This is a genomic window from Nonomuraea sp. NPDC049684, from assembly GCF_044465345.1.
In the GTDB taxonomy this organism is placed as follows: Bacteria; Actinomycetota; Actinomycetes; order Streptosporangiales; family Streptosporangiaceae; genus Nonomuraea.
In genome coordinates this window covers 1-15838 of sequence record NZ_JBITLO010000014.1, presented here as the reverse complement: position 1 = coordinate 15838, position 15838 = coordinate 1, and the positions used below count along the sequence as shown (strand labels likewise).

The window sequence follows — 15838 nt, the reverse complement described above, 5'->3', positions numbered from 1 at the left end:
GATCTTCGGGCTCTGCGGCAGGTGAGAGCGGTGGGCGCTGTGCTGGGGCTCGTGGCGCTGCTCGCCGCCGGGGTCGCCGCGGTGTACCTGGCCTCGCTGGCCCTGGCGCCCGGCGGGGTCGTGCGGGTGGGGCCGTTCCTGTCCGGGGCGCGGCCTCGGGAGCACGCGGTGTCGCGCTTCCACGTCCGGTGGTACGCCGTGACGCTGGTCTTCCTCGCCTTCGACATGGAGATGGTCTTCATGTACCCGTGGGCCCTGGTGGTGGCCGAGGTGGGGCTCCCGGCGGTGGTGGAGATGTTCGCGTTCCTGGGGCTGCTGCTGGTCGGCGTCCTGTACGCGTGGCGGGAAGGGGCGTTCCGGTGGGCCTGAGGGGGTGGCTGTTGCGGCAGGCGGCGCTGCGTCCCCGGGTGCTCCTCGTCGCCTGCCCGTACGGGACGGGCGCGCGGCTGCTGGCGGAGGCGGAGGCGGACCGTCGTGGCTGGCCGGTGGCGGCGTCGGCGGCGGAGGCGAGCGTGCTGGTGGTGTGCGGGCGTCCGGGGGCGGAGCTGGCGGCGGCCGTACGGGAGGTCCGGAGGGCGGTTCCGGTGCCGAGGGCGCTGGTGGAACTGCCGCCGGACGTCCCGGCCGACCGGGTCGTGGCCGCGCTGGACGACGCCGTCCGCACGCTGGGGGACGAAACCGGCCAGTGGCGGCAGGCCGGCGTCCTGGGGGCATCCGGGAACGACCCGGACGACACGCCCATGGCCGACCGGGGGCCCGACCGGGACGGGCTGAAGCTGGACCGGCTGCACGTGCCGCTGGGCCCCGTGCTCGCGGACTGGCCCGCGGGGCTGGTGGTGGAGACCGTCCTGCAAGGGGACGTCATCCAGGAGGCGCAGGTCAGAACCCTGCCGGCCGACGGCGCGGGGACCCCGTTCTGGACGCGGGGAGCGAGCCGGGCGGAGGCGCGGCGGCGTACGGCGGCGGCCCGGCTGGACAGTCTCGGCAGGCTGCTCGGCGTGGCCGGCTGGCCCGCCGCCGCGGCGGACGCCCGGCGCCTGCGCGACCGCCTGCTCGCGGGCCCCGTGGACGAGCGGGCACGACGCCAGTGCCTCCGGTTCGCGCGGCGGGTGCGCCGGTCACGGGTGCTGCGCTGGATGTTGCGCGGCGCGGGTGAGCTCGGCCCCGGCGCCCCGCGCCCGCTGCGCGGCGACACCCTGGACCGGATGCGCCGATGGCTCGACGACGTGGCAACCCTGACCGACGAACGCCCCGGGCCTGGTGGCGGCGGTGACGTTCCGGTGGGTGGGGTGCTGGCGTTGTTGCCCGGTCTGCTGGCCGGGGCCGAGGTCGCCGTGGCGCGGCTGATCGTGGCCGGTCTCGATCCGGACCTCGACCGGCTGCCGTCGGCCGCCAGGGACGGGTGAGCCGATGGCTGCGGGGACGGCCGTGGGGACGGCCCTGGGTATGGCGGTGCTGACGTGGGGGTCGGCGGCGCTCGACGCGGCGCTCGGCGCGGGCCGCGGCTCATGGCGGGCGGCGGCGGTGGCGCCGCTCAGGGAGGCGGCGCGGCTGCTGGTGCAGCAGCGGCGGCGGACGGACCGGGCCGACGTCCTGCTCACCCGGGCCGGGGTCGTGGCGTTGCCGTCGGCCGCGCTGCTGGCCGCCGTCGTCCTGCCGGTCGGGGGCGCGCCGGTGCTGGACCTGGGGGCGGGGGTGGTGTGGTTCAACGCCATGGAGGTGTGCGTCTGGGGGGCCCTGTGGCTGGTCGGGTGGGGGGTCAACGCCGTGTGGCCGCTGGTCGGCGGCTACCGGTTCCTGGCCCAGGGCCTGGCGTACGAGCTGCCGCACATGTTCGTGCTGATCACCGCGGGCGTGGGGGCGGGGTCGCTGCGGTTCGCCGACCTCGTGGCGGCGCAGCGCGGGTTGTGGTTCGGGGTGTGGATGCCGGTCGCGTTCGCGGTCTATCTCGTCTCGGCGGTGGCGATGGCGTTCTGGGGGCCGATAGGGCAGCCGGTCGGACGGGACGTGTGCGGCGGCGTGCCGGGCGAGCTGGGCGGCCCCGACCGGCTGGTCTTCCAGGCCGGACGCCATGCGCTGCTGGTCGTGGCGGCGGCCGGGGCGGTGCCGCTGTTCCTCGGCGGCGCGGCGGGGCCCGTGCTGCCCGGCTGGGCGTGGGGGCCGGTCAAGACGGCGGCGGTGCTGGCCGTGCTGGTGCTGGCCGGGCATCGCGTGCCGGTCGTGCGGATGGACCGGTTCGTGCAGTTCGCGTGGGTGGTGCTGATCCCGGTCTCGCTCGTGCAACTGCTGGTCGTCGCGGTGGCGGTGCTGCCGTGAACGTGGCGTTCTGGGCGCTGGCGGTCGTCGCGGTGGCGGGCGGGGTGGCGGTGTTCGCGGTGGACTCGATGGCGCGGGCGACGTTCGCGCTGCTGGTCTCGCTGCTGGCCGTGGGCGGGACGCTGCTGCTGATCGACCTGGAGTACCTGGGGGTGCTGGTCGTCCTCATGATGGTCATGGAGATGCTGGTCATGGCCGTCTTCATGATCATGTACATGATGAACCCGGCCGGGCTCATGCCGATGAAGATGGCGCACAACCAGCGGGGCGCGGCGGCCATCGCCGGAACGGTGTTCGTCCTGCTGGCCGCCGGGGCGCTGCTCGTCCGCCCGCCGAGCCGGCGCGGACGGCCGCCGGCGGACCCCACGCACGCGCTCGGACTGTCCCTGATGGGGCCGAAGATGCTGGTCATGATGGTCGTCGGGGTGGCGATCCTGGCGACGATGATCTCGGCCGTGCTGCTGGCCACCCACCGGGGACGGTACGACCGGTGACGCTCCAGGCCTTCCTGCTGCTGGCCGCCGCCCTGTTCGCCGTCGGCCTGTACGGCGTGCTGTCCCAGCAGTCGATCGTCATGCTCATGATGGGCCTCGAACTCATGATCAACGGCGTGATCGCGGCCGGCGGCGCCTTCTGGTACCACGTCGCCCCGGCCGCCGCGGACGGCCAGGTCCTCGTCCTGGTCGCGGTCACCGTGATGGCGCTGGAGATGGCGATGGGCTTCGCCGTCACCACGGCCGTCTTCCGTGCCCGCGACGTGGACACGACCGACGCCGCCGGAGACCTCAGGGGATGAGCCCGTCCCTGTGGCTGCTGCCCGCGCTGCCCGCCGCCGCCGGCGCGCTGCTGATCCCGGTGCGCCGCGCCGCCCCCGCCCTGTCCGTCGGCCTGTCCGTCGGCACGGCCGCGCTCACCCTCGGGCTGGCCGGGCACGCGGCGGCGACCAGGCCCTCGGTCACCGCCCGGCTGATCCTCGGCGAAGGGCTGGCCGTGGACGGGCTCTCGGCGGTCATGGTGGTCACCGTGGCGGCGGTCGGGCTGGCCGTGCTGGTGTTCGCGGCGGCGGAGCAGCGGTCGGGGCGCTTCCACGGGCTGATGCTGATCTTCCTGGGCGCGATGCTGGCCACGGTGACCGCGACGGACCTCGTCCTGCTGCTGATGGGCTGGGAGGTCATGGGCGCGATGTCGTACGCGCTGATCGGCTACCGGTGGCGCGACCGCGAGCGCGTACAGTCCGCGGCCGTCGCCTTCGTCACCACCCGGGCCGGCGACCTGGGCCTGTACGTCGCCTGCGGCGCCGCCCTGGCCGCGGGCGGCGGCCTGGCGCTCGCCGGGCTGCCGGGGCTGCCGCCGCCGTGGCGGGACGTGGTCGCGGGCGGGATCGTGCTGGCCGCGCTGGGCAAGTCGGCGCAGGGGCCGTTCGCGTTCTGGCTGTCGCGGGCGATGGCGGGCCCGAGCCCGGTGTCGGCGTTCCTGCACGCGGCGACCATGGTGGTCGCGGGGGCGTACCTGCTGCTGCGGCTGCACGCCCTGCTCGCGGCCACCGGCTGGGCGGCGGCGGTGACGGCCTGGACGGGCGCGCTGACCGCGCTGCTGCTCGGCCTGGTCGCGCTGGCGCAGCGGGACCTCAAGCAGCTCCTGGCCGCCTCGACCTGCGCGCAGGTCGGCTTCATGGTGCTGGCGGCGGGGGCGTCGGCGGTCTCCGGCGGGGCCGCCCACCTGGTCGCGCACGCCGCGGTCAAGAGCCTGCTGTTCCTGGCGGCGGGGGCCTGGCTGGCGGCGCTCGGCACCAAGGACCTGGCCGGGCTGCACGGCGCGGCCCGGCGGTTCCCGCTGGTGGGGGTGGCGTTCGGGGTGGGGGCCGCGGCCCTGGCCGGGTCGCCGCCGCTGTCGTTGTGGGTGACGAAGGACGCCGTCCTGGGCGGGGTCGCGCAGCCCGGACCGCGCGTAGTGGCCTTCGCCGCGGGGCTGGTGGCCGCCCTGTACGCGGGGAAGGCGCTGGCCGAGGTCTGGCGGCCCGCCGACGCGGCGACCGGCGCGGGAGGCGAGCGGCGGGCCACGGGCCGGGTGCCGGTGCCCGAGCTGCTGCCGCTGCCGGTGCTCGCCCTGGTGGCGGCCGGGTTCGGGATCGTCGGGCTGCCCTCGGTGCACGGCTGGTGGTCCCGGCTGGTGGGCGACCCGGGCGCGCCCGGCCCCACGGCGGGCGAGCTGGCCCTGTCCGGCGTCCCGGCGCTCGCCCTGGTGACCGCTGTGATCGCGGCGCGGCCGGGGACGGCAGCGATCGCCGTGCGGCCCGGGACGGACGTGCTTCCGCGCGTGGGCGGGGCGTTCGGGCGCTGGCTGGGGCTGGAGCGGGCGGCGCGGGCCGTGGTGTGGCGGCCGCTGCTGGGGGCGGCGCGGTGGGCGGCCTGGTTCGACGAGCGGGTCGTGCAGGGCACGGTCGAGGCCGTCGCGCGGGCGGGGCTGCGGGCCGCGCGGCTGGCCGCGAGCCCGCTGGAGTCGGGGCTCGACGGGCTCGTACGGCGGACCGGCGGCGCGGTCCGACGCCTCGGCGGGCCGGCCAGACGCCCTCAGACCGGACAGGTCCACACCTACTTCGCCCAGGCCGCCGTCGCCCTGGTCGTGCTGGCCGTCGTGTTCGCGATCGTGAGGTGAGGCGTGCTCGACGTCGTTGTGTTCCTGCCGCTGGCCGCCGCGGCCCTGGTCGTCCTGCCGGGCGTCACGGCGCGCGCGGCGGGGCTGATCCGGCTGGCCGCGTCCGCCGCCGACCTCGCCCTGGTCGTCGCCCTGTGGGCCGGGTACGGGGGCGGCCTGGCGTACGAGACCAGGCTGCGCTGGATCCCGACGGCGGGGGCCGGCTACCACGTCGGCGTGGACGGCCTGTCGCTCCCGCTGATCGCCATGACCGCGGTGCTGTTCCTGCTCTGCGCCGTCCACTCGCTGGGCGAGCCCACCAGGCCGAAGGCGCACGCGGCGCTGTTCCTGTTCCTGCAGACCGTCTCCACCGGGCTGTTCGCGGCGCTCGACCTGCTGCTGTTCTTCGTCTTCTTCGACCTGTCCATCGTCGGCATGTACTTCGTGATCGTCGGCTGGGGGCACGGCGACCGGGCCAGGTCCGCGCTGATCTTCTTCCTCTACACCTTCCTGGGCTCGCTGGCCCTGCTGCTCGGCTTCGTCGGCCTCTACCTGGCCGCCGACCCGCACACGTTCGACCTGGCCGACCTCACCCGCCGCCCGCCCGACGCGGGCGCGGCCGTGCTGCTCGCGATCGGGATCGGCCTGGGGGTCAAGACGCCGGTCTTCCCCGTGCACACCTGGCTGCCGCCCGCGCACACCGACGCCCCGGCCGCCGGGTCGGCCATCCTCGCCGGGGTGCTGCTCAAGATGGGCGCGTACGGGCTGGCCCGCATCGCCGTGCCGCTGCTGCCCGGCCCGTGGCGCGCGTACGCCTGGCTGGTCATCGTGATCGGCCTGGTCAGCGTCCTGTACGGCGCCCTGGTGGCGCTGGCGCAGGAGAACCTCAAGCGGCTCGTCGCCTACACCTCGGTCAACCACATGGGCTACGTCGTGCTCGCCCTGGGCGCCGCCGGGCTGGCCGGCGGGCCGGCGCGGGCCAAGGAGCTGGCGGTCAGCGGCGCGGTCACCCAGATGGTCAGCCACGGCCTGGTCACCGGCGCGCTGTTCCTGATCACCGGCGTGCTGTGGGACCGCGCGGGCGGCTACGCCCTCGGCCGCTACGGCGGCATCGCCGGACGGGCGCCCGTGCTGGCCTGGCTCACGGCGGTGGCGGCGTTCGCCTCCCTCGGGCTGCCCGGACTGTCCGGGTTCATCGCCGAGTTCCAGATCTTCACCGGCGTGATCGGGTCGGGGGCCGTGGTCGCGGGCGCGCTCTCCGTGACCGGCATCCTGGTCACCGCGGCGCTGTTCCTGCGGGCGCTGCAACGCGCGTTCCTCGGCGGGCCGGGCGAGCTGACGCCCCGGGTCACCGACGTGCGGCCGCGCGAGCTGGGCGCGATCGCCCCGCTGCTCGTGCTGTCCCTGCTCATCGGCCTGGCGCCGCGCCCGCTGCTCGACCTGATCGAGCCGGCCGCCCGCGCCGTCGTCGCCCTGGCGGGCCGATGAGCGCACCCCACGGCGGCGCGGCGGTGACCGCGATGCTGCCCGAGGTGCTGATGCTGCTGGGCGCGGTGACGGCGCTGCTCGCGGGGCTGTTCGTGGGGCGCGGGCGGCAGCGCGTCGCCGCCATGGTGTGCACGGCGGCGCTCGCCGGGGCCGCCGCGGCGGGCGCCGCCGCCCTGCCGCGCCCCGCCGTCCTGGCCTTCGACGCCTACGCCGTCGATCCGCCGACCGGAGCCGCCCGGCTGACCGTCTGCCTGGCCACCCTGCTCGCCGTGTGGCTGGCGGCCGGCAAGGTCAGGGGGAACAGCAGGGAGACCGAGCTGTACACCCTGATGGTGCTGGCCGCGCTGGGGTCCGTGCTCATGGCGGGGGCGGACGACCTGCTCGTGCTGGTGGCGGCGTACCTGCTGGCGAGCGTCCCGGCGTACGCGCTGGCGGGGTTCGCCAAGGACGCGTCCGGCACCGAGGCGGCGCTCAAGTACTACCTGATGGGCGCCTTCCTCGGCGTGCTCATGCTGGCCGGGGCCACCGTCGTGTACGGCTGGTCCGGCGCCACCGCCTACCCCGTCGCGCGCGCCCCGGCAGTGGGCGCGGTGCTGCTGCTGGCCGGGCCGCTGTTCAAGGTCGGGGGAGCGCCCGCGCACTTCTGGGTCCCCGACGTCACCGAGGGCACGTCGGCGCCGGTGGCCGCGTTCGTGACCACGGTGCCCAAGATCGGGGCGCTGGTGGCGCTGTACCGGCTGGCGACGACGGTGCTGGACGAGCCCGCGCTGCTCGCGGTGCTGGCCGCCGGCACGATGACGCTGGGCAACCTGGCCGCCTTCCAGCAGGAGAGCGTACGGCGGCTGCTGGCGTACTCGACGGTCAGCCAGGCCGGTTACCTGCTGGTCCCGGTCGCGGTGGCCGGGCGCACCGATCTGGCCGCGCCCGCCCTGCTGGTCTACCTGGCCGCCTACGCGGTCACGAACCTGGGCGCTTTCGCCGTCGTGGTCGCCACCGGGGCCGAGCGGCTGGCCGACTACGCGGGGCTCGGCCGCCGGTCGCCCCGGACGGCCTTCGCGCTGGTGGTGTGCCTGCTCGGCCTGGTCGGGACGCCGCCGACCGCCGTGTTCGCCGGGAAGCTGCTGATGTTCGCCGCCGCCTGGGACGGCGGGTACGCCTGGCTCGCGGTGGTCGCCGCCGCCAACACCGTCGCGAGCCTGTTCTACTACCTGCGCTGGATCCGCCCGGTCTTCGCCGCCGAAGGCCCGGCGGGGCCCGCCGCGTCAAGCCCGGTCGCGCAGGTGTGCGCCGCCGCCTCGATCCTGCTCGGCCCGGCCGCCGGGCTCGCCGCGCTGGTCGCCCGCTGACCCGGCGCGCGGGTCACAGGTCGCGTTCCTGGACGTCGAGGATGGCGACCGAGACCGCGACCGCCCTGGCCGCGTCGCCCGCCTCGATCGCCGCCAGCAGGTCGTCGTGCGAAGGGTCGGGCGCCAGCGCCGCCTGCTCCTGGTCCCGGACGCTGTCGCGCAGCGCGTCGCGCATGCTGCGGTAGAGGTCGGCCAGCAGCGGGTTGTGCGCGGCGTCGGCCACCAGCAGGTGGAAGTCGGCGTCGGCGTCGGCGAACCCGTCGAGGTCGCCCGCGCTCGCGGCCGACCCGCGGCGGCCCAGCGCCTCGCGCATCGCGGCCACGTCGTCGCCGGTGCGCTTGACCGCCGCCAGCCGGGCGGCCACCAGGTCGAGCCCGCGGCGCACGTCGATGATGTCCATCGCGGCCGCCCGGTCGAGCCGGCGGCGCAGCGCCACCTGCGACTCGTCGGTGGCGGTGACGTACGTGCCGTCGCCCTGCCTGGTCTGCAGCAGCCCGGCGTGGGCCAGCACCCGCACCGCCTCGCGCACCGACAACCGGCTCATGCCGAGGCTCTCGGCCAGCCGGCTCTCGGACGGGATCTTCGTCCCGACCGGCCACACCCCACTGGTGATCTCCCTGCGGAGCTCCTCGATGGCGGCATCGACCAGCGAGGTCCGCGCGACGTTTCGCATGCGATCTCTTCCGTCCCGGTGAGCCTCCAGCCTAGAGGAGCGCGGCGGCCAGGCGCTCGATCGTCTCGCGGCCCTCCAGCGGTGTCACCCAGGCGGCCGGCAGGGCGTCCGCGCCGCGCAGCGCGCCCACCAGGTTGCCGCAGACCGAGCCGGTCGAGTCGCTGTCGCCCGAGTGGTTGACCGACAGCAGCAGCGCCCGCTCGGGCGAGGGCTCGGCCAGGGCGCAGTAGACGCCGATGGCCAGCGCCTCCTCGGCCACCCACGCGCCGCCCAGCGTCTCGACCCGCTCGGGGGAGTGCGGGCCGGACGCGGCCAGGTCGAGCGCCGCGCGCAGGGCGCCGGACGTCTCCTCGTGCCCCGGACGGCCGGCGAGCAGGCCGAGGGCGTGGCCGACGGCGGCCTCCAGCGGCTCGCCGGCCATCACGCGGGCGACGATCGCGGCGAACGCGCCCGCGGCCAGGTAGCCGGTCGGGTGGCCGTGGGTGATCTGCGCGCAGGCCGCCGCCAGCTCGAACGCGGCGCCCGCGTCGTACGGCGCGAGGAGCCCGAACGGCGCCGAGCGCATGACGGTGCCGCAGCCCTTGGAGCCGGGGTTCACCGGGCCGGGCACGCCGGACGGCGACGGGCCCGGGAAGGGCTGCCGCAGCCCGGACAGGCAGGCGTTGCCCGGGGCCCGCCGGGAGTACAGCCAGCCCTCCTCGCGCAGCGCGCCGGTCCGGTGCGGACGGTCGGCGGGCGGCGGAGCCTGGTGCTCCTGGGTGTCGAGCCAGCGCAGGTACGCCTGCCGCACCTCGCCGGGCGTGCGGTCGCGGGTCAGCGCCTCGACGGTGAACAGGGTCATCTGGGTGTCGTCGGTGACCAGCGCGCTCCTGCCCCGCCAGGTGGTGACATAGCCGGTGACGCCGTCCTGGCCGTGCTGCCGGCGGATCTCCCGCAACGACTCGAACTCGATGGGCGCCCCGAGGGCGTCGCCGATCGCGCCGCCGAGCAGGCAGCCCCGGATCCGGTCCTGTACCTCCATAGGTGGGATCTTGTCAGCTTTCTGGACGGATGAGAGATTGCGGGAGAAATTACGACACTTGTCACGGAGGTCACGCGTGCCACAATTACGCCCGGCCCTCTTCGCGGTCGCCCTCACCCTGGCGGTCGCGACCCCGGCACAAGCCGCTGCCGGACCCACGATCACCGTCAAGGACGGCCGGACGCAGCCGGTCTTCTCCTATGCCGACGCCGTCCGCGAGCACGTGTACGTCGAGTCCACCGTGGACAGCGACCTCGACGGCGCGCTCGACCGGGTCAGGGTGGACATCATCCGGCCCAAGGAGTCCGGTCCGGGCCTGAAGGTGCCCGTGATCATCGACGAGAGTCCGTACTACGACAACTCCGGGCGCGGGAACGAGGGGGAGCGCAAGGCGTACGACGCCTCCGGAAATGTCACCAAATTCCCCCTGTTCTACGACAACTACTTCGTCCCGCGCGGCTACGCCGTGCTCAACGTGGACATGCTCGGCACCACCAGGTCCGACGGCTGCCCCGACATGGGCGGCAAGGCCGACGTGCTGGGCGGCAAGGCGGTCATCGACTGGCTGAACGGCCGCGCCAAGGCGGTCAGGTCCGACGGCACCCCCGCCGTGGCCGACTGGACCACCGGCAACGCCGCCATGATCGGCAAGTCCTACGACGGGACGCTGGCCAACGCCGTGGCCGCCACCGGCGTCGAGGGCCTGAAGACGATCGTCCCCATCTCGGCCATCAGCTCCTGGTACAAGTACCAGCGCTCGAACGGCGTGGTCTACAACTACGACTACGCCTCCTGGCTGACCAACTACGTCGACACCGACCCCGAGGCCAAGTGCCAGGCCGTCCGCGACCGCATGGACGCCGAGGACGGCGACGACACCGGCGACTACAACGCCTTCTGGAACGAACGCGACTACATCAAGGGCCTGCTCGGCGACGCCTCCAAGGTCAAGGCCAGCGTCTTCGTCGTGCACACGGTCAACGACCTCAACGTCCGGCCGGACAACTTCTCCGCCTGGTGGCAGGCCCTGGCCCAGCGCAACGTGCCGCGCAAGATCTGGGTCGGCCAGTACCAGCACGTGGACCCGTTCGACTTCGAGGGCCGCAGGGACCTGTGGGTGGACACCCTGCACCGCTGGTTCGACCACTGGCTGCACGGCGTCCGCAACGGGATCACCACCGAGCCCCGCGCCGACGTGCAGCTCGGCCCGGCGCAGTGGACCACCCAGCGCGACTGGCCGGCCCCGTACGCGCTCAAGGCCGTGCTGCGGCCCGCCGCCGACGGCTCGCTCGGCCTGCTCAAGGCCCGCGGCGGCAGCACCGCCGCCTTCACCGACCTCGCGCTGAGCGAGACCGAGATGGTGGCCGACGTCGGCACGGCCAACCCGGGCCGGGCCGCCTTCACCACCGGCGCGCTCCCGCTCGACCTGCGCCTGTCCGGCACCCCCACCGCCGACCTGCGGGTCAAGCTCGACAAGCCCACCGCCAACCTGACCGCCCTGCTCGTCGACTTCGGCGAGGACACCCGCGTCGACTGGCGGCGCGGCCAGGGCGTCACCACGCTCACCGAGGAGGACTGCCACGGCGAGAGCACCGCGGCCGACGACGCCTGCTACAAGAAGGTGACCACGAACGTGGCCACCCGGCCGCTGGAGATCGTCGCCCGCGGCTGGATCGACGTCCAGAACCGCGACTCGCTCAGCCAGCCCCAGCCGCTGCCCGTCGGCACGTACGGGACGGTCAGGTGGCAGACGCTGCCGCAGGACTACACGTTCAGGAAGGGGCACCGGATCGGCCTGGTGCTGGCCGGGACCGACACCACCTACACCAGTGAGGAGGGCACCGGCGCGACCGTCACCGTCGACCTGACCAGGAGCAGCGTGTCCGTGCCCTTCGTGCTCGGGACGCCGCTGGCCGACGTGCCCAAGGACAGCGCCACGTTCAGGGGGCCGCGACAGCTCGACCTGCCCGAGCCCGAGCCCGGGTTCCGGTTCTTCTAGCCGCTCGTGGGGCCCCGGCCGGTCCGGGGCCTCATCGGCAGTTGCTCCAGCGGACGCCCCCGGCGTCGAGCCGCCGCACGCCCTTGTCCCTGGCGACCGTCCAGCCGACCTTCAGGGTGAGCGTGCCGCCGGCGGTGGCCGTGCCGCCGGTGCGCAGGCCGTCGCCGGTGGCGCGGCCCGTCCAGACGATGGTGATCCGGCCGCGCCGCACGTCGGGCTCGCCCGGGCAGCCGGGCCGCGAACGCGGGTCCAGGACGCGGAACGTCGTGCCGTCGACGACGATGCCGCGCGTGCCGGTGGCCGAGACGACCCGGCACGTCCCGGTGCACGCCAGCGAGAACGCCCCGGCGCGCCCGGACCCCAGCCACGCCGACCGGGGCGACACCCGGGCCGTGGGCGCCGCCGGTCTCGGCAGCTCGGCCTTGCGGTCCTGGGACGACAGGCCGGATCCGGCGGCCGGGCCGATCGCGGCCGTCCAGCGTATGGGCGTCTCGGCCGGGACGACCGGCTGCGCCGCCGCCCTGGTGACCACCGCGGGATGCGCGCGGGCGTTGAGCACGGCCCACACCAGGCCCACCACCAGCAGCCCGACGCCCAGCAGCAGGCCCAGCCTGGCCACCGTGCGGATCGGGGCCTCGGTCTCCTCCTCGGGCTCCGCCGGCTCCTCCCGCCAGAACTCCTGCCAGGGGGCCTCGCCGTCGAGCCGGTCCAGGCCGCCCGGCTCGCCGTTCCAGCCGATGCCGCCGTACCGGATGATCATCGCGCCGGGCGGGGCGGCGGCGCCGTCACCGCCACCGGCCTCGCCGCCGATCGGCGCGCTCAGCGGACCGGTCACCGGGCTGTTCACCGGGCTGTTCACCGGGCCGCCGGCCGGCCCGTTCACCGGGCCGTTGAGCACGGTGCCGCTGAGGCCGCCCTCGGCGCGGCTGTCGTAGACGAGCTTGTCGCCCGGGGAGCCGCCGCGGAAGGGCCGGGCCCGGCTCGTCGGCGTGAACGGGTGCCGCCCGCGGGCCGCCCGCCCCGGGGGCTCCTGGTCGGCGGCGGCCGCGCCCGCCGCCGACCAGGGGTTTCCCGGTGTCGCCGTCGTGGGGTCGGCGACCGGGGGCATCGGCCTCGCCTCCACGCCCGGCGCAGCCGCGAAGGGCTCCACCAGGGTGCGTGCCAGCACGGGGAAGCCGTCCGCCCGCCAGAGGGGTCCCTCTCCGGGCAGCGGCTGTGCCGAGGCGAGCCGGTTGGTCAGTGTGCCGGGCAGCTCCGCGATCGGCAGCCGGCGCAGCAGCGTGGCGGCCGACATGGTGCGGGGCGCGGCCCGGCAGGCGGCGCAGCCCTGGATGTGCCGGCTGATCCGGGCGCGGGCCCGGCGTCCCGGCGAGGTGACCCAGGCCGCCACCCGCGTGGTCAGATCAGGACATCCCGTACGGCCGCGCGCGGCGATGATCGCGGCGAACCAGCCCTCCAGCGCGTCGGCCGCCCGCGCCACCACGGCGCTGACCTCGTCCTGGCCCAGGCTGAAGACGGTGGCCAGCTCGGCGTCGGACAGGCCGTGGCGCAGCGACAGGTCGAGCAGCTCGCGCAGCGGGCGGTCGAGGGAGAGCAGCGCCTCGGGCAGCAGCTCCGACATCCGCCCAGGACGCGACCAGGAGCCGATGCTGGCCGGCTTGGCCACGATCGCGCGGTGGGCGCGGGCCAGGGCGTAGAGCCAGGGCCGGTGCAGGGCGGGGTCGGGCAGCCGGTCCGCGTAGAGGTGGGCGGACACCAGCGCGCCGGCGGTCGCCTGCTCGGCGTCGCCCGCGGCCAGCTCGGTGCGGCAGTAGTCGTAGAGGCGGGAGCCGTGCGTGTCGCACAGCTCGCGGATGGCCTGGCGCGCTTCGTCCGAGAGCGTTCGCCACATGCGGTGTCGCACCTCCTCAGCGGTGTCTCAGACGGGCCGGGCCCCACCGGCGGAGCCGGGAACGGTGTCGAGCAGCGAGGCCTGCGCGAGATAGGCCCGCGTGGCCTCCGGATCGCCGGCGATGGCCCGCAGCCCGGCCATCGCCGCGGCCAGCCGGGCGCTGTCGCGCTCGCGCACGCCGGCCGGCCGCGTCTCGCCGCGCGGGATCACCCGTTGCAGCAGCACGGCCCGCCGCCGCCACGCCCACGCCTCCAACGCGGTGGGCGGCGCGAAACCGCCGAGCACGGCCGCGATCACCTGGCCGACCTCGACGGCGTCGTGGATGCCGGCGTTCATGTTCAGGCCGCCGACCGTGGAGGTCAGGTGCGCGGCGTCGCCGACGAACAGCACCCGCCCGCAGCGGTAGGACGTCAGCACGCCCCTGGACAGCCCGAACCGGTCGGCCCCGGTCACGTGGATGGGCCCGCTGGCCCCCGGTAGGGCGCGGCGGACCAGCATCGAGACGTTGGGCGCCGACAGCGGCTCGGTGGCGTCGCAGGGGATCTTGAAGATGATCCGCCAGTGGTCGGGCAACGCGAGCAGCGTGCACGACTGCTGCACGTCGCGGACGTAGGTGAGCGGCGCCAGGCTCGGCAGCAGCCGGTCGAGCGGCGAGTCGGTGAACACCCGCAGCGCCTGCGTCGGGTAGGCCGACCTGGGGAAGGGCAACCCCAGCGAGCCGCGCACCGTGCTGTGACCGCCGTCGGCGGCGATCATGTACCGGGCCCGCGTCCAGGTCTGGCCGACGCGGACCCGGATACCGGTGCCGCCCTCGGAGACCCCGTCGACGCGGGTGCCGAAGCGCACGTCGACGTCGGGGTAGGCGTTCAGGGCCGCGAGCAGCAGCGGGGTGAGCGCGGCCTGGTCGGCGTGGATCCTGAACGGGTGCTTGGTCAGGCCGTTGAGCCGGTTCATGCCCATCTCGGCCAGCACGATGCCCGACCGGTCGCGCCACTGCACCCGGTCGACCACCCGGCCCTTGGCGACGAGTTGCGAGGCCACGCCCAGCTCGTCGAGCAGGTCGAGCGTGGCCGGATGGAAGGTGCAGGCCCGCGCCTGCCCGGCGAGCTCGTTCTCCCGCTCCAGGACGGTGACCGGGATCCCGGCCCTGGCCAGCGAGAGCGCCGCGGTCAGCCCCGCCGGGCCGGCCCCGACGACGATGACGCCGTTCATGCGGGGCGCCTCCCCTGCTCCGCCATGTGGCGGCGGTAGGGCACGCGGCTGAGCGTGACGTGCTCGCCGATGGCCCGCGACAGGGCCCACCAGGCGGTGCAGAGGTTGGACGTGAGCAGCGTGCGGTCGTTGCCGGCGCTGAGCGGCCCGAGGACGGGCAGCGTGGCCATGCCGGTGCCGGTGAACAGCAGCACCGCGTCGCCGGGCACCTCGGCCCGCTCGACCTGGGTGATCAGCTCGGCCGGGGTGACCGCGTAGGAGGAGTACCCGCCCTTGGCGGCCCGCACCTGCACGACCTGCGTGACGTTGAGCCCCGCCGTCTTCCAGAAGCGCTCGGCCAGCTCGGTCAGCCACGGCTGGTACGGCGAGACCAGCACGATGTCGCTCACGCCGACGTGCTCCACCGCCTCCCTGGTGGCCTGCGTGGAGGAGGCGAACGGCACGCCGGTCGAGGCCGACAGCCGCGCGCACTGGTCGGCGTCGTCGTCGGGGCCGAGCAGGTAGCGGGACTCGCTGCAGGCCATGACCAGCGCGTCGAGCGGCAGGCCGTCGAACGCGCAGACCATGCCGGGCAGGGCCTCGTTGTAGCTCTCCAGCCGCTCGGCGAGCGACACGCCCCGGTGCACGGGGAAACGGGTGACGTGCATGTCGGCGCGCGAGCCGAGCAGGCGGGTCAGCTCGGGCTCCGCCGAGGGGTTGGCGGGGGCGACGATCACGCCCACCCTGCCGCGGCTCATCTCGTACCTTCCGGGTCGGGGACCGTCCGCATGACGGTCAGGCCAGCGCCTGGTCGATCTCGCCGATCGCCTGCACGGACACCTGCCGGATCCGGCGCAGCCGGTGGACGGTGCGCGCCGGGGCCTGCGCCCGCGACGGCTCGTCCCGGCTCTCGTCCCTCGGCTCGGCGGGCTGGGGCCGTGCGCCCCGGGCGTGCACCTCGTGCGGCTGCCGCCTGGACACCTCGTCGGTGAGCATGATCACTCCTGTCGGTCGCGGATCCGGGTGACGCGGGCCGGGCGCGGCCCGCTGACGTCATGGCCACCGGCACGGGGGCCCGCGCGGGCGCCGGCCCCCTGAGGGGGCGGTCGATCAGAGTCGTGGCGCCCGTCACGCCGATCGTCCCGCCCGGCGGCGCCGCCGTGCCGGTGGCCCCGGGCGGGGGGGCCGGGGGGGGCCCCCCCCCGGGCGGGGGGGCCCGCCCCCCCAAAACGGGGGGCGGCCGCGCGGTAAACCCGGCCCCCGGCCAAACCCCGGGGTT

General features: G+C 75.5%; 15 protein-coding genes. 9 read left to right on the top strand and 6 right to left on the bottom strand.

Going from position 1 to position 15838, the window contains the following annotated elements; translation table 11 throughout:
- Positions 1-30: 30 nt before the first annotated feature.
- Genes ACIBST_RS35375 through ACIBST_RS35340 form a run of 8 tightly spaced genes read left to right on the top strand, consistent with a single transcriptional unit; the run spans position 31 to position 7784 of the window.
- Complete coding sequence (locus ACIBST_RS35375) at positions 31-369, top strand: NADH-quinone oxidoreductase subunit A (protein ID WP_397177941.1); 339 nt, start codon at positions 31-33, stop codon at positions 367-369.
- On the top strand, positions 360-1406 hold the full coding sequence (locus tag ACIBST_RS35370) for a hypothetical protein (protein WP_397177940.1): 1047 nt from the start codon (positions 360-362) through the stop codon (positions 1404-1406). The genes ACIBST_RS35375 and ACIBST_RS35370 overlap by 10 nt, the downstream gene beginning before the upstream one ends.
- A gap of 4 nt (positions 1407-1410) precedes the next feature.
- Positions 1411-2316 (top strand): NADH-quinone oxidoreductase subunit H, encoded by a 906-nt coding sequence (locus tag ACIBST_RS35365; RefSeq protein ID WP_397177939.1) that lies wholly within the window; start codon positions 1411-1413, stop codon positions 2314-2316.
- Positions 2313-2810, top strand: coding sequence for an NADH-quinone oxidoreductase subunit J (locus tag ACIBST_RS35360; RefSeq protein ID WP_397177938.1), 498 nt, complete (start codon positions 2313-2315; stop codon positions 2808-2810). The genes ACIBST_RS35365 and ACIBST_RS35360 overlap by 4 nt, the downstream gene beginning before the upstream one ends.
- Complete coding sequence (gene nuoK / locus ACIBST_RS35355) at positions 2807-3112, top strand: NADH-quinone oxidoreductase subunit NuoK (protein ID WP_397177937.1); 306 nt, start codon at positions 2807-2809, stop codon at positions 3110-3112. The genes ACIBST_RS35360 and nuoK overlap by 4 nt, the downstream gene beginning before the upstream one ends.
- Positions 3109-4971, top strand: coding sequence for a proton-conducting transporter membrane subunit (locus ACIBST_RS35350; RefSeq protein ID WP_397177936.1), 1863 nt, complete (start codon positions 3109-3111; stop codon positions 4969-4971). Before nuoK ends, ACIBST_RS35350 begins: the two co-directional genes overlap by 4 nt.
- Before the next feature lie 3 nt (positions 4972-4974).
- Positions 4975-6438: a NuoM family protein gene (locus tag ACIBST_RS35345; protein ID WP_397177935.1), complete on the top strand. Its 1464-nt coding sequence runs from the start codon at positions 4975-4977 to the stop codon at positions 6436-6438.
- Positions 6435-7784 (top strand): NADH-quinone oxidoreductase subunit N, encoded by a 1350-nt coding sequence (locus ACIBST_RS35340; protein WP_397177934.1) that lies wholly within the window; start codon positions 6435-6437, stop codon positions 7782-7784. Before ACIBST_RS35345 ends, ACIBST_RS35340 begins: the two co-directional genes overlap by 4 nt.
- Positions 7785-7797: 13 nt before the next feature.
- On the opposite strand, the gene ACIBST_RS35335 is transcribed toward ACIBST_RS35340, so the two are convergent.
- A complete protein-coding gene (locus ACIBST_RS35335) occupies positions 7798-8457 on the bottom strand; it encodes a FadR/GntR family transcriptional regulator (RefSeq protein WP_397177933.1) in 660 nt (219 codons plus the stop codon).
- A 31-nt stretch (positions 8458-8488) separates the two neighbouring features.
- Positions 8489-9478 (bottom strand): ADP-ribosylglycohydrolase family protein, encoded by a 990-nt coding sequence (locus ACIBST_RS35330; protein ID WP_397177932.1) that lies wholly within the window; start codon positions 9476-9478, stop codon positions 8489-8491.
- A 76-nt stretch (positions 9479-9554) separates the two neighbouring features.
- Between ACIBST_RS35330 and ACIBST_RS35325 the strand changes: the two genes are divergently transcribed.
- Entirely contained in the window at positions 9555-11477 is a 1923-nt protein-coding gene (locus ACIBST_RS35325; protein ID WP_397177931.1) for a Xaa-Pro dipeptidyl-peptidase, read from the top strand.
- Positions 11478-11508: 31 nt separating this feature from the next.
- Here ACIBST_RS35325 and ACIBST_RS35320 read toward each other — a convergent pair whose 3' ends face one another.
- From ACIBST_RS35320 to ACIBST_RS35305, 4 genes are read right to left on the bottom strand one after another with little or no spacing between them, the layout of a single operon-like run.
- A complete protein-coding gene (locus tag ACIBST_RS35320; RefSeq protein ID WP_397177930.1) occupies positions 11509-13368 on the bottom strand; it encodes an RNA polymerase sigma factor in 1860 nt (619 codons plus the stop codon).
- Between the two features lie 27 nt (positions 13369-13395).
- Complete coding sequence (locus tag ACIBST_RS35315; RefSeq protein ID WP_397177929.1) at positions 13396-14580, bottom strand: FAD-dependent oxidoreductase; 1185 nt, start codon at positions 14578-14580, stop codon at positions 13396-13398.
- A complete protein-coding gene (locus tag ACIBST_RS35310; RefSeq protein WP_352358998.1) occupies positions 14577-15317 on the bottom strand; it encodes a hypothetical protein in 741 nt (246 codons plus the stop codon). Before ACIBST_RS35310 ends, ACIBST_RS35315 begins: the two co-directional genes overlap by 4 nt.
- A gap of 37 nt (positions 15318-15354) precedes the next feature.
- A complete protein-coding gene (locus ACIBST_RS35305; protein WP_397177928.1) occupies positions 15355-15555 on the bottom strand; it encodes a hypothetical protein in 201 nt (66 codons plus the stop codon).
- Positions 15556-15838 lie beyond the last annotated feature (283 nt).

What these genes read in the sequence shown, in the direction of transcription:
- ACIBST_RS35330 (WP_397177932.1), bottom strand. Translation starts at nt 9,478, where the DNA reads ATGGAGGTACAGGACCGGATCCGGGGCTGCCTGCTCGGCGGCGCGATC.
- ACIBST_RS35310 (WP_352358998.1), bottom strand. Translation starts at nt 15,317, where the DNA reads ATGAGCCGCGGCAGGGTGGGCGTGATCGTCGCCCCCGCCAACCCCTCG.
- ACIBST_RS35340 (WP_397177934.1), top strand. Translation starts at nt 6,435, where the DNA reads ATGAGCGCACCCCACGGCGGCGCGGCGGTGACCGCGATGCTGCCCGAG.
- ACIBST_RS35305 (WP_397177928.1), bottom strand. Translation starts at nt 15,555, where the DNA reads ATGCTCACCGACGAGGTGTCCAGGCGGCAGCCGCACGAGGTGCACGCC.
- ACIBST_RS35335 (WP_397177933.1), bottom strand. Translation starts at nt 8,457, where the DNA reads ATGCGAAACGTCGCGCGGACCTCGCTGGTCGATGCCGCCATCGAGGAG.
- ACIBST_RS35320 (WP_397177930.1), bottom strand. Translation starts at nt 13,368, where the DNA reads ATGTGGCGAACGCTCTCGGACGAAGCGCGCCAGGCCATCCGCGAGCTG.
- ACIBST_RS35350 (WP_397177936.1), top strand. Translation starts at nt 3,109, where the DNA reads ATGAGCCCGTCCCTGTGGCTGCTGCCCGCGCTGCCCGCCGCCGCCGGC.
- ACIBST_RS35365 (WP_397177939.1), top strand. Translation starts at nt 1,411, where the DNA reads ATGGCTGCGGGGACGGCCGTGGGGACGGCCCTGGGTATGGCGGTGCTG.
- ACIBST_RS35315 (WP_397177929.1), bottom strand. Translation starts at nt 14,580, where the DNA reads ATGAACGGCGTCATCGTCGTCGGGGCCGGCCCGGCGGGGCTGACCGCG.